The sequence below is a fragment of the Acidobacteriota bacterium genome (genome assembly GCA_016715115.1).
Classification (GTDB): Bacteria; Acidobacteriota; Blastocatellia; order Pyrinomonadales; family Pyrinomonadaceae; genus JAFDVJ01.
On sequence record JADKBM010000011.1, the window covers coordinates 879293 to 892685 of the forward strand.

The window sequence follows — 13393 nt, forward strand, 5'->3', positions numbered from 1 at the left end:
GTGGCGAATCTCATCTCATCGCCAACAGCCAACCGGCAGCCCTCGAATTATCCTTCGTTTGTCTAATTAGACCGCCCTTTTCAGGTCCGTGTTGGCGCGGCTTTTCTCCCCCAACTGACAGTAAGCATTCCCCCGGCCGTTGTAAGCGAGATCGTATTGCGGGTTGATCTGAATAGCCTTGGTAAAGTCGGCAATCGCAAAACTCCAATTTCCTTGCTTATCGTAGGCAACGCCACGGTTGTAGTAAGCGTCGGCGATCTGCGGATTGATCTCAATTGCCTTGGTAAGGTCCGCAATGGAGGACTTCAGGTTCCCTTGCTTAATGTAATTGATCCCGCGGTTGATGTACGCGATGGCAATCCGCGGGTTGATTTGAATAGCCTTGCTATAGTCCGCGATGGCAAATTCCGGGTTCCTTTGGGTCGCGTAAACGAGCCCGCGGTTGATGTACGCGGCTGCATACTGCGGGTTGATCCGAATTGCCTCGCTATAGTCGCTAATCGAAAGACTCAGGTTTCCTTGCTTATAGTTGGCAAGACCCCGGTTGTAATAAGCGACGGCATACCGCGGGTTGATCTGAATAGCGTTGGTAAAGTCGCTAATCGAAAGACTCAGGTTTCCTTGCTTATAGTTGGCAAGACCACGGTTGTAGTACGCGACGGCGTACTGAGGGTCAATTTCAATTGCCTTGGTATGGTCGGCAATGGCCTCAGAGAAAAGCCCTTTTTCGAAATTGCTGTTTCCGCGGTAAAAGAAAAAGGCCGCGGTTGTACCCGGCTCACTTCTGCGGACGTTTCCTGAACCCTGCCCGGCGACAACATTCTGCACCCAAGGTGCTGGCAACTTTTCATCATAATGAGCGATCGCATCCTGAGAGTTTTCATTTGCGTCAGGGAAATTCGCCGTTTTGATAAGGTCGTAGACGTGTGAAAGAGGAATTGCGAAATTGAGATTCTGTCCCTCGCTGAGCGATTCGACTGCGACCCCGATGACTTTCCCGCGATCGTTGACCACCGGACCTCCGCTCGATCCGCTGGAGATCGGTGCGGTTATTTGAATACGGGCTTTTTTCAGACTTGACCGAATAGCCGCCGAAACAATCCCAGGCGAAATTGTGCCAACCTTTCCCTCCGGATTTCCCAACGCATATACCACTTCGCCAGTCTCCGGGACATACGATTCCGGTGCCAACGCCAAAGGAGCAATGCTCTTGCTTATCGCCGTCGGAACGCTCAGCAATGCCAGGTCTGCCTCCCGATCGATCGCTATGATCCGTGCGATCCTGAAGCTCAGCCTTTGGTCGCCTCCGGCAGCGACGTTTGCCAATCCGCGTTTCATTCCCTCGATAACGTGAAGATTCGTGACGATGACTCCGGGTTTGATGAAGAAACCGCTCCCCTGGACAATATTCTTGCCTTCACCGTCATCGCAAATGATCAAGACAACGGAAGGAAGCGCAGTCCGGGCTATCTCCTTCGGGGTCAAGACCGCTTGGGCGTGAACCTCAGCCAAAGCGGGCAAAATCAGGAACAATACGAAAAGAACGCTACGGTTTGTCTTACGGTTCAAAATGTTCACTTCACTGCTCCTCCTCAAGCATCGCTGACGGACAGAAAGGCTACGCCTACAAGACCCTCTCGCTTCTTAGTTCGGGTGTTAATACTATCATCGATTAAACACTGATCTGCGCCGCGCACGCCTCGCTTCCGTTACAGACAGAATCCGCCGCTAACGGACAAATGCCGATGGAATCGGAACATCAGTTGGCAATCCAAAGCCTTGGATCAGAATACCGTTGGTCGATCGATTCAAGTACCACGTGGCGTTTGACGGGCGGAAGACTCCGGCATCGGTTCGCCCGTCGCCGTCATAATCTCCGGGCACAGGAAGGTCGCCGTTTGAACCGAACGGGAACGAGTAGAAACTCGCGTCCTCGGATCGGAGCACGAACCACTCACCGCTCGAAGGACGCCAGATCGCCACATCGGCCTTGCCGTCGCCCGTGTAGTCGCCGGGAACGTTTCGGTCGGTCGGTGTGCCGAACGTGTGAACGATCAGCCCTGCCGTGGAACGGTTCAGCCACCATTGCCCGTTTGACGGCCGGTAGATCGCGATGTCCGTCTTGCCGTCACCGTCGTAGTCGGCCGGGACGGGTCGGTCACCCGTGATGCCAAAGCCCTGAATCGTCGTGCCGCCGGACGACCTCTGGATGTACCACGTGGCGTTCGACGGGCGAAAGACCGCGGCGTCCGATTTACCGTCACCGTCGTAATCGCTTGGAACGGGAATATCGCCGTTGGAACCGAACGGAAATGAATAGAACGACGAGTCCTCGCTCCGCAGAACGTACCATACGCCTTCGGACGGGCGAAATACGGCAACGTCTGCCTTGCCGTCACCGGTGAAGTCTCCGGGGACGGTCGTGTCGGATGAATTACCGAAGCTGTGCGTGATCACTCCGTCGGTCGAACGGTTCAGCCACCACTGTCCGACTGAAGGACGAAAGATCGACAAATCGGTCTTTCCGTCGCCATCAAAATCGAAAGGAGCATTTTGCGTCGGCGTCGGGGCGCAGTTGCTTAGGAGGACTGAGACGTTTTTTAAACCTGAACCAACAGAAGAGTTTGCCGTGACGAGATCCTGCTTTCCGTCGCCGTTGAAATCGCCCAACGCGATGGAGTGAGGACGGAACACACCGAACCCGAGCCAAAAATTAGTTGCCGCCCAAAAGCCTCCCGATCCATTGCCGAGCAGGATCGAGACCTCGTTCGAGAATACAAGAGCGACCGCGAGGTCCTGTATTCCATCGCCGTTGAAATCGCCCACAGCGATGGAGAAGGATCTTGATCCGACGCCGAAGTTGGTCGCCGTCCCAAAGCCTCCCGAACCGTTGCCGAGCAGGATCGAGACATTGTCACAGCAGTTAAGCTTGGCAACTGCGAGGTCCTGTAATCCGTCGCGGTTGAAATCTCCCACCGCAATGGAAACAGGCGTTGTTCCGCCAACCCCGAAATTAGTTGCTGCCCCAAAGCCGCCCAACCCGTTGCCGAGCAGGATCGAGACATTGTCCGAGTCACCGTTGGCGACCGCAAGATCCTGAATGCCATCGCCATTGAAGTCGCCCACCGCGATGGAAAAAGGACCCGTCCCGGCGCCGAAATTAGTTGCTGCCCCAAAGCCGCCCAATCCATTGCCGAGCAGAATCGAGACATTGTTCGAGTAACCGTTGGCGACCGCGAGGTCTTGTATGCCATCGCCGTTGAAATCGCCTACCGCGATGGAAAAAGGACCAGTCCCAGCGCCGAAATTAGCTGCCGCCCCGAAGCCTCCCGAACCGTTGCCGAGCAGGATCGAGACACTGTTCGAGTCACCGTTGGCGACCGCGAGGTCCTGTATGCCATCCCCGTTGAAGTCGCCCACCGCGACGAAAAAGGGCCCGGGCCCGGCGCCGAAACTAGTTGCCGCACCAAAACCTCCCGATCCATTTCCGAGCAGGATCGAGACGTTGTCCGGGTGATTGTCCCAGCTATAAATGGCGACCGCGAGGTCCTGTATGCCATCGCGGTTGAAATCGCCCACGGCGACGGAATAAGGTTGAGTCTGGCCGCCGATGGTGAAATTGGCTGTCGCCGCAAAGCTCACCGGATTGCACCTCGCGGGTGTCGTCACCGTCAGGGCGAACGTCGTCTGCGTCGTCCCGCCTGGGCCGGCCGCAGTGACCGTTACCGTAAATACCCCGCCCGGCTGAAGCGTCGAAGCCGGATTAGCATCCGTTATCCGGATAACGCCGGAGAGCGGATCAACCTCGATCCTGCCATTAAAACTCGTCCCTGCCGACGCGGTCGCGCTCGTAACATTCATCGGCGGCGCCGACGGAATAACCGTCGTATTCCCGCTCAGCTCCACCGAAGTCGCCGGGTAAACCCCAAGTACAGGCGGCCCTATTGGGGGCGGTGTAGGCGTTGGCGTTGGCGTCCCGCCGCCGATGAATGTCGAATAAAGCAAAGCAGAACCCGTTGCATTCAGCTTCGTCACGAATACATCGAAATTACCGTTATGCGTTGTATCGAATGTCCCAGCAGTCGTTGGAAAGGACGTTGATCCGGTGAGTCCGGTCACATAAACATTGCCCGCACGGTCAACGCCAATTGCATAACCCCCTTCATCAAGAGCACCACCCAGAAAAGTCGAAAACCCAAGGCTGCTCAGATTGACCGTGGGGTCAATTGTCAGTGTTTGAGAACGGTCAAATTCGCCCAGCTCGAAACGGACTTCCATCTGTTCGATCACGAACCGGCTTTCAACTTCCCGACGGAGTCCGTTTGTCGCCTGATATGAGAAAGGCTTGTTCTGCTTTATCTCGCCATATTCGGTCTTGATCAGAAGGTTGCCTTCGTCATCCAATTCAATCGATTTCGCTCCGTCAACTTTCAATCTGATCTGATTCGGGTCGGCATTCGGCCCGACCACGAAGTCGTACTGCACGCCGCCACCGTCAAGCCCGTGCCAGACCGTGTCTATGCCGTCATAGACATCCGACATCCGCACCAGTCCGTAGTTCGGGATCTCTGTTCGCCAGTTCGACTCTTCGCCTTTGAAGTAATTGGTCCGATGCTCGAGCTGCTGCGTTCCCGATGAAACCGCTTCCGGGTTCGCCCCGGCCAGCGTCATATAAACCGCTACGGCCTTTGTGCCCTTGGTCTCGCGTTCCGGGTCTCGAACCGGATCGTTGAATTTGTCGATCCTGAAGTCCGGGCCTTCTGAGTCTGCTTCACGGCCCGTCAAGACATATACCGCATCGGTCGCCGTCAGAAACAGATCGTAACCACTCGTTCCGCGTGCGAAGTACCGGACCTTGCTATTGAATTGTCCGTGATTCTCCTCAAAATAGACCGGCATTCGCGCCATCGACTGCGCAACCCGGTCGGTCGATAAAGGTTGCGCTGCCGACCGGAGAACCGGGGTGCTGGTCGAGGAAGTCCGCGTAGGGATCCCGCCGGGAATCGGCAAGACCAATGTCGAGATGATTGACCAGAAAGAGATCAGCGAAAGCAACGATCGCGAGATCGGCGATTTAGTTTCCATCATCAGTACACCTCCAACGGCGACTGCGAACGCGACTGGCTGGGCCTTGGGCGATCTGGATAGAGAAGTCCATCTGAGGCTCCCTTCCTTTGACGCAGAACTTTGTCCGGGTTCCGTCCCAGTCGATCGCAGTTTCTGATATGTAAGGCCTCAACGGCGATTTTTGCATAGTATCCTTCGAATACCTGTGATCTTCGTCACCCACAGACCGGCTGTTTTCATCGTTGTTTTCCCGATCGCAACGAAGCCGCTTCTGTTGTGGCCCTCATTGGATTTCCTGTTTCATTCGAGTCGAGTCAGCATTCCAGGGAATTTGCCGTTCTAACACCGCCAAACGCCGCGATCATTCTGCCCGACGAATGCCACGCAACGCATCCGGCTCCTCTCGGAAATGACATCCAAAAGGTCTCCTCACTTGTATATGTATTTTCTCCCCGAAATCTGGCACTTTTGAAGAAGAAAAATGTTCGGACGGACTAATTTCGCCTTGGGATGGCGGTAAGAGCGCCTTTGGAGAGTGTGAAGAACGATTCTGGGGTCGTTTGGCGGTTTGTGCGTGGGAGTTTCCAGGTCAATATGACTGGTCGCGAGCTCTTTCGCAAAAGTTCGCCGCGCTTGATTCTTTGCACTCGAAGATCACAAGCCGGTGGTGGCGCATCAGACAGTTCCCTATGCCACGCGCCGAGAGCCGATTATTGGTAATCCGCGAAGTCCACTGTGGGGAGATTTGTGGGGACTCCCTGCACGCACGGAGTTGCACCGAGCGCAGCGGATTCGGCTAAGTTGTTGATAACACGATCATTTGCAACTTGGTGCAGTTCCGTGCAAATGCCCTTGGACGGTCTGCAAAACCTTTATTCATCGGTTCGATTCCGATCGCCGCCTCCAACTAACCCTCATTTATACAACATTTGCAGTCGATAATCTGAAGACCCGCCCGACGGAACCCTGTCGTATGCACCGAGAAACTTACCCATTTCTCTCAGAACGCCCCTGGAATTGGCATCAACTACAGCATGCGGTCCAAGCCCGCTCACGCGTGGCGGTACTGACTCGTCGGGCGGCTCCGGCGCGGCATCATTTCGGTCGCCCGCCCATGTAATCCGGCGACGACCGTAGGAACGAATCAGTACCGCCAGCGTGAGCGGGCGGGCAACCGCGGCAACCCCGCCGACAATTTCCCTACCCGATTTCAGTGGACAAAAACCGTAAAGCGTCAAAGCCGCTGCAGTCGGAATCAAGATCGGCGCGTCCGGGCTTTTGGACTTGAAGATAAGTGCGGGAATGTTCCGCTTCCGGGCGCGTTTTCGGAGTATTGCGGCAAAAAAAAGCACCGGCATCACGGACGACGCGGGTCGCGTTTCTGGTATCGCCGGTCGATCCGGCTATTAGTCAAATCTCCGGAACGTCAGACCTCCGTGATTTCGTCGTTCAAACCGAGTCCCGTCGCGGTCGACTCCCATTTTCAAAGACTCAGTTTGCTTGACCGAAAGTTTCGTCCCGGTGATAGAATAGAAACAGCCGAACAACTGCACGAATGCCTGACTGATTTTCAGGATGCCGGGTCTCACCATATCGAACCGCGTGGAGATAAGGCATAGGCTTCGATGTTGAAATCGCCCCGCCCCCCGCCGTCGCTAATGCTGCCGGTTGTTGAGCAGAAACTGCGACTTTACCGGAAACGAGAAGCGCAGTTGTCAGCTTGAGCCGAGTATCAATCGGACCGGATTTCTTCTGGTCAAGAAAATGGAGGTAACTTATGTTGCGACGAATTACACCGTCACTTATGGGCTTAGCGGTATCGATGCTTTTTCTCTCGATACCGGTCTTATCGCAAACAACGCCGAGGCCGAACGAGTTCTGGTGGCCGGATCAACTCGACCTCACCGCGCTCAGACAGCCTTCTTCCCAGTCAAACCCGATGGGTAAGGACTTCAATTACGCCGAGGAGTTCAAGAAACTCGATCATGCGGCCCTGAAGGCTGACATCAAGAAGACGCTGACGACATCCCAGGATTGGTGGCCCGCCGATTACGGCAACTATGGCCCGCTCTTTATAAGGATGGCGTGGCACAGTGCCGGAACATACCGTTCGATGGACGGAAGAGGCGGCGCAGGCGGCGGTCAGCAGCGTTTTGACCCACTTAACAGCTGGCCCGACAACGCGAATCTCGACAAAGCACGGCGGCTCTTGTGGCCGATCAAACAAAAGTATGGCCGAATGATCTCGTGGGCAGATCTGATGGTCTTGACCGGCAATGTCGCACTCGAAGATATGGGTTTCAAGACTCTCGGATTTGCCGGCGGACGTCAGGATGACTGGGAAGCCGATCTCGTCTACTGGGGGCCTGAAACAAAGATGCTATCCGGTGACAAGCGATACGAAGACGACCGGAAGCTTGAAAAGCCGCTCGCGGCAGTGCAGATGGGATTGATCTACGTAAACCCGGAAGGCCCTGAGGGCAATCCGGATCCGATCCTCGCTGCAAAAGATATTCGCGAAACGTTTGGCCGGATGGGAATGGATGACGAGGAAACCGTCGCGTTGATTGCCGGCGGACATTCATTCGGGAAGACCCACGGCGCACAAAAAACCGATTGCGTCGGACCCGAACCGGCGGCCGCGAAACTCGAGGATCAGGGATTCGGTTGGAACAACAAATGCGGAAAAGGCAACGCCGAAGATACCGTTACAAGTGGTCTCGAAGGCGCCTGGACAAAAACTCCGGCCAAATGGAGCATAAACTTTCTTGAGAATCTCTTCGCCTTTGAATGGGTGAAGACGAAGAGTCCCGCCGGCGCGACGCAGTGGATTCCCAAGGATGGCGAAGGGAAAGACCTGGTCCCCGACGCGCATATCAAAGGCAAACGAGTTCCGCCGATCATGTTGACGACGGATCTGTCGCTCAAGTTCGATCCCGTGTACGAAAAGATCTCAAGGCGTTTCCTCGCAAACCCGAAGGAATTCGAACTCGCTTTTGCGAAAGCCTGGTTCAAGTTGACGCACCGTGATATGGGTCCGCGCGCCCGTTACATCGGTCCGGACGTTCCTCAAATGACCCTTATCTGGCAGGATCCTTTGCCCAAGGTCGATTATGAGTTGATCGACGTTAAGGACATCGCGGCACTCAAATCCAAGATTCTCGGATCCGGGCTGAGCAACGCCGCATTGATCCGTGCCGCGTGGGCCTCGGCATCTTCCTTCCGGTCCACCGATATGCGTGGCGGAGCGAACGGCGGCAGGATTCGACTCGCACCGCAGAAGAATTGGGAAGCGAACGATCCCGCGGAATTGAGCAAGGTCCTGGCGACTCTCGAGGGGATCCAGAAAGAGTTCAACGGGATGCAGTCGGGACGAAAGAAGGTCTCATTTGCCGATCTCGTAATTCTCGGCGGAGCGGCCGCAATCGAACAGGCTGCGAAAAAAGGCGGTGTTGATGTAACGGTCCCGTTTGCACCCGGAAGAGCCGATGCGACTCAGGAGCAGACGAATGTCGAGAATTTCGAATTGCTCAGGCCGACCGCGGACGGGTTCCGCAATTACTACGGAAAGGACAACCGCTTGCCGCCTTCAGTGTTGTTGGTCGACAAAGCCAGCCTGCTTTCGCTGACGGTCCCCGAAATGACCGTGCTCGTCGGAGGAATGCGTTCGTTGAACGCAAATACGGGCGGGTCGGAATTCGGCGTGTTTACCGGACGTCCCGGTACACTGAGCAACGATTTCTTCGTCAATCTGCTCGATATGTCGACGAAATGGTCCAAATCTCCATCTGCCGAAGGTGTTTACGAGGGTCGTGATCGAAAGACAGGAAACCTCAAATGGAAGGCGACGCCGGTCGACCTCGTCTTTGGTTCCCACGCCGAGTTGCGGGCGGTTGCCGAGGTCTATGCTTCGGATGATGCCAAGGCGAAGTTCGTCAAGGATTTCGTTGATGCCTGGGCGAAGGTCATGAATCTTGACCGCTTCGACCTGCGTTAGATTTCCTTTGTGGTCATTGAAAGCCCCGGTGAGTGTTAATCTCCCCGGGGCTTTCCGCCGTCCGGGTCGCTGATCGACCTTACTATTCGATTACGCGTACAAATTCGTATGCTGACCGATCACCCGAATTGAGTGCGCAAATGGAGTTTCGCAACCGTTTTGGGGACTTATCGCGTGTCCCGCGGGAAGAGTTCAATGGCGCAAATTCACGGAGATCTGCGCGGAAATTTGTCTTCGGGCTTTATGTTTCTTCAATAGCAAAGATCGAATCGCAGATGGGGTCCGGCAGTCGGTTTTTGTGTGCCCGATCAAAAATGGCAAGCGCACGGGCTTGCCATTTTGATCGAGATAGACTCCATAGCGCCCAACCGTCGGCTCTCTACCAAGACGTTTGGAGATTGGCGGTGAAAACGTTCCTCGCCGGGCTGATCCGGTTCCCGAATGTTTTTCGCAGATAATTGAGCTGGAGCTTGAAGTTGTTCCCCTTGAAGTAATAATTCATTCCGAAAATATAGTCCCGCTCGGCAACGGTCGCGGAGGCGTCTTCCCTTCTGGTGTCGGGATCGAAAGTGTCAAAGCGAAAGATCCCTTCCAGTTTTGGAATGATCCGATAACCGAGGTGGGCATAAAAGCCGCGACGATGGACCTCGCCGTCAACGCCGCCCATAAATTCGCTCTTTAACTTCAGTTTCTCCCGCTCGTAGACCAGCTCCGCCCCCAGGCGATCGCGCCGCGGATTTGAGGTTCTTCCGCCATTGCCATAAGCTCCGGAACCGCCGATCTGCAGCCCCTTGATGAAAGACGGTTTGTAAATGAGACGGCCGACCAATGCCTTCCGTTCATTCTGGTCGACATCGTTCTGCGACTCGCCGAGTCCGTTGAAAACGCCGATCGAATAGTCCAAATCCTTGTTCAACGGGCCAAATGCCATAATCCCTAGCTCCCGCACATCGCCAAATCCACCGCCGCGCGATCGGTCGCTCAAAAAGAGCGCGCGTTCGACGGTATCGAGGGTAGACGAGGACTGCAGGCCCTCCTGACTAAGCGGGATCTTATACTGGCCAAAGCTCACATTTGCCCGTTTGAGATAGCTGAGTGTGATGAACGCCTCCTGGAATATGCGGCTCGCCTGATTGACGTTGACGCTGCCGATGACCGTCGATCCGCTGATGCTTCTTGTCGTCGTGTTGAGCGACAGAGCCTTCGCCAGGTCGAACATTACGGTCCAACGAACCTTCGGAATGATCTCTCCGGTGAACTTGAATTCTGCCCGTCTGAGCCGGAACGTATCGTTGAAGCCCTGGTCGCCGGCGGAAAAATGGCCCTGCAGAAGACCGGTAAACCTGATCTTGCCGAAACCGCTCTCGACCGCATTTCCGGTCGCGGTCTGGTTCCTCGTGGTGTCGCTTGCCGGCTTGTCGGTCTTCGCCAACGCCCCGTCCGTAACCTGGACGGCTGTTGCCGCCGCCGTGGTCGAAGGGGATGACACGGGCGGGGGCATCCTCGCAACGAGGCCCTCGAGCCCCGCGACCTTTTTTGCAAGTGCCTCGATCATCGCCTCCTGGCGCTTTCTCAAATCGATCTCACGGCGAAGTTCTTCCCTAAGTTCCTCGATCTCGGCACGCTGCCTGTCATCACTAGTTCGAACACCGACAATCTCATCACTCTGAACCGGTACGACCGGAACCGGGGCCGCTTGTTGACCGAATGCTTCAAAACAAGAGCCGGCGATAACGAAAACACAAAACGATAGGATCAGTGTTCTATTTTTGTTCATAAGAAACTCCACCGCATCAATCTGTCACAAAAGTCATTCTTCCTGCAAAAATCCGTTCACGCGGAGTTAACATCGCCGTAACATTTCGGTAAAGAAAGTTACATTTAACAAACATCTTGCTGCCTTGAAAACCCCACTTAAAGGAAACAAATCGTCTCTCCCCCAGCAGATGAATAAAGATGGAGCGGGTTGTTTTCTTCGTTGGAGACAGAAAACGGTCCGAAAAAACGCTCAGTTCCAAGAATCGACTTGCATCAGTTCCACCTTTGTTCATCCGTGTCGGAATCGCCGCCGGAAAAGCCTTTATGTAGTTTTTTTGAAGATTCGCGAATCTCGGATCTGGAATATCTGGAATCCGGGAATCCCGATCCCCGAACGATTCCCTATGTTACAAAAGAGTTAATCGAAGGGTTCAGAATTTTGACACTGAGGCCCGCCGCCTTGATAGTTATTCAAAGGGCCATTCGACCGTCGAAGGCAAACAAATCTGAAGGAGAAAATATATCGTGGGACTGAGAATTATTCTTTTTTTGGTCGTGGTACTCACTGCGTCTATGATTTTGGTGGGTTGCAGCGGGCAAAAATTCGGAAACGCCAACGGCGACAGCTCCGGCGGCACCGTTCGTATTCAAGGGTCGGGATCGACGTTTGTGAAACCGTTGATGGACAAATGGATGAGCGAATATGGCAAGGCTCACCCGAATGTGAAAGTTGATTATCAGTCAACCGGTTCCGGCGCCGGGATCAAAGCGATCCAGAGCCAGACGTCAGATTTCGGAGCCACCGATGCGGCAATGACCGAAGACGAGATGAAGCAGTCGCCGTCCGAGATCATCCATGTTCCGGTCGTTTTGGGTGCGGTTGTGTTGACCTACAATCTCGACACCGTTAAGGAGGCGCTAAAACTCTCACCCGAGGTGATTGCCGATATATATCTCGGGAAGATAAAGAAATGGGACGACCCCAAGATCAAAGCAGACAATCCGACCGCGGCCCTGCCGTCAAATGACATCACACCCGTCTATCGGTCGGACGGCAGCGGCACGTCGGACGTGTTCACCGATTTTCTTTCGAAACTCAATCCAGAATGGAAGGAGAAAGTCGGACGCACCAAGAACCCCCAATTGCCAGAGGGCGTCGGGATCGGTGCGAAGGGCAATGAAGGCGTGATGGGTCAGGTCAAACAGACCCCGAACACGATTGGGTATGTCGAACTCACTTTTGCCAAGGCCAATAATCTCCCGACGGCTTTGATCAAAAATTCGGCCGGAACGTTCGTTGAACCGAGTCCGGAGACTGTGACAGCGGCGGCGGCCGGTATGTTGGCCAGTGCGCCGGCTGACTTGCGTATGCAGATAACCAACGCCGGCGGGGCCAATTCATATCCGATCTCGGGTATCGTCTATGCTCTCATTTACAAAGAACAGAAGGATGCCGTCAAGGCCAAACCGATGGTCGACTTTCTCTGGTGGGCGACGCACGAGGGACAGTCGTTCGCCAAGGATCTGCACTACTCGCCGATTCCCGCCGATCTCGTGAAAAAGGTCGAAGAGAAGCTTCTTTCGATAAACGCCGGCGGCAAACCGGTCCGGCAATAGGTTAGGTGAGGAAGCGTAACGTGGCAAACGCAAAGGGGCTGGGCGACAAGCTGTTTCGGGCAATACTTTTCACCGCGGCAGCGGTGATACTTCTTGTTGTCGGCGGTATGATGGCGATGATGTTCTACAATTCGCTTCCTACCATCCAGCGTTTTGGCCTGAGTTTCCTCACTGGCTCCGACTGGAATCCGGCGATGGAACGTTACGGTGCCCTGCCGTTTGTTTACGGCACCGTGGTTTCATCGCTCATCGCCCTTTTCATTTCGGTTCCGATCTCGCTCGGGGTGGCCGTCTATATGACCGAGCAGGCCCCGGCCCGGGTCGCCCGCCCGATCGCGTTCATTGTCGAACTGCTGGCGGCGATACCTTCGGTAGTTTATGGACTGTGGGGAATTTTCGTTCTGGCGCCGTTCATTCGTGAATATCTTGGCGCGTTCCTGAAGGAGTATCTCGGCTTTCTGCCCTTCTTTCAGGGCCGATTGACGGGGATAGGGATGCTTACCGGCGGAATTATCCTGGCGATCATGATCACCCCGATCGTGACTTCGGTGGTTCGCGACGTTCTTGAGGCGGTGCCGACCACGCAACGCGAAGCCGCCTTGGCACTGGGAGCGACGAACTGGGAAACGACCCAGGTCGTGCTCCTGAACGCCGCGCCGGGAATCGCCGGGGCAGTGGTGCTCGGGCTCGGACGGGCGATCGGCGAGACGATGGCGGTTACGATGGTCATCGGAAATACCCCGCAGATCTCGATGTCCCTGTTTGAGCCGGCCTACACGATAGCCTCGGTGCTCGCTAGCAATTTTGCGGACGCGACGGGAGGCCTTTATCTGAGTGCGCTGATCGAGATCGGATTGATGCTTTTCCTTGTGACCTTCGTGGTGAATGCGTTCGCCAAACTTCTTGTTATGGGCGTCAGACGTCGGGAGGGCACAGTCGGTGGATAGATCCGAA

The 13393-nt window shown here is 55.1% G+C and carries 8 protein-coding genes; 3 read left to right on the forward strand and 5 right to left on the reverse strand.

Annotated features, from left to right (window positions below):
* Positions 1-66: 66 nt before the first annotated feature.
* The 3 genes from IPN69_12485 to IPN69_12495 all read right to left on the reverse strand — a co-directional run bounded on the left by IPN69_12485 (position 67) and on the right by IPN69_12495 (position 6425).
* On the reverse strand, positions 67-1578 hold the full coding sequence (locus tag IPN69_12485) for a tetratricopeptide repeat protein (protein ID MBK8811533.1): 1512 nt from the start codon (positions 1576-1578) through the stop codon (positions 67-69).
* Between the two features lie 150 nt (positions 1579-1728).
* A complete protein-coding gene (locus IPN69_12490; GenBank protein ID MBK8811534.1) occupies positions 1729-5088 on the reverse strand; it encodes a VCBS repeat-containing protein in 3360 nt (1119 codons plus the stop codon).
* An 893-nt stretch (positions 5089-5981) separates the two neighbouring features.
* Complete coding sequence (locus tag IPN69_12495) at positions 5982-6425, reverse strand: hypothetical protein (GenBank protein ID MBK8811535.1); 444 nt, start codon at positions 6423-6425, stop codon at positions 5982-5984.
* Positions 6426-6844: 419 nt separating this feature from the next.
* Between IPN69_12495 and katG the strand changes: the two genes are divergently transcribed.
* The gene (katG, locus tag IPN69_12500) at positions 6845-9064 is read left to right on the forward strand and encodes a catalase/peroxidase HPI (GenBank protein ID MBK8811536.1); all 2220 of its coding nucleotides are present in this window, start codon (positions 6845-6847) and stop codon (positions 9062-9064) included.
* Between the two features lie 379 nt (positions 9065-9443).
* Here katG and IPN69_12505 read toward each other — a convergent pair whose 3' ends face one another.
* Positions 9444-10841 carry a hypothetical protein gene (locus IPN69_12505; GenBank protein ID MBK8811537.1) on the reverse strand — a complete coding sequence of 466 codons (1398 nt, stop codon included), beginning with the start codon at positions 10839-10841 and terminating at the stop codon, positions 9444-9446.
* A gap of 16 nt (positions 10842-10857) precedes the next feature.
* Complete coding sequence (locus IPN69_12510; protein MBK8811538.1) at positions 10858-11115, reverse strand: hypothetical protein; 258 nt, start codon at positions 11113-11115, stop codon at positions 10858-10860.
* A 280-nt stretch (positions 11116-11395) separates the two neighbouring features.
* Between IPN69_12510 and pstS the strand changes: the two genes are divergently transcribed.
* Together pstS and pstC are read left to right on the forward strand one after the other, a co-directional pair.
* Entirely contained in the window at positions 11396-12439 is a 1044-nt protein-coding gene (pstS, locus tag IPN69_12515; GenBank protein MBK8811539.1) for a phosphate ABC transporter substrate-binding protein PstS, read from the forward strand.
* A 5-nt stretch (positions 12440-12444) separates the two neighbouring features.
* Complete coding sequence (pstC, locus tag IPN69_12520; protein MBK8811540.1) at positions 12445-13386, forward strand: phosphate ABC transporter permease subunit PstC; 942 nt, start codon at positions 12445-12447, stop codon at positions 13384-13386.
* Positions 13387-13393 lie beyond the last annotated feature (7 nt).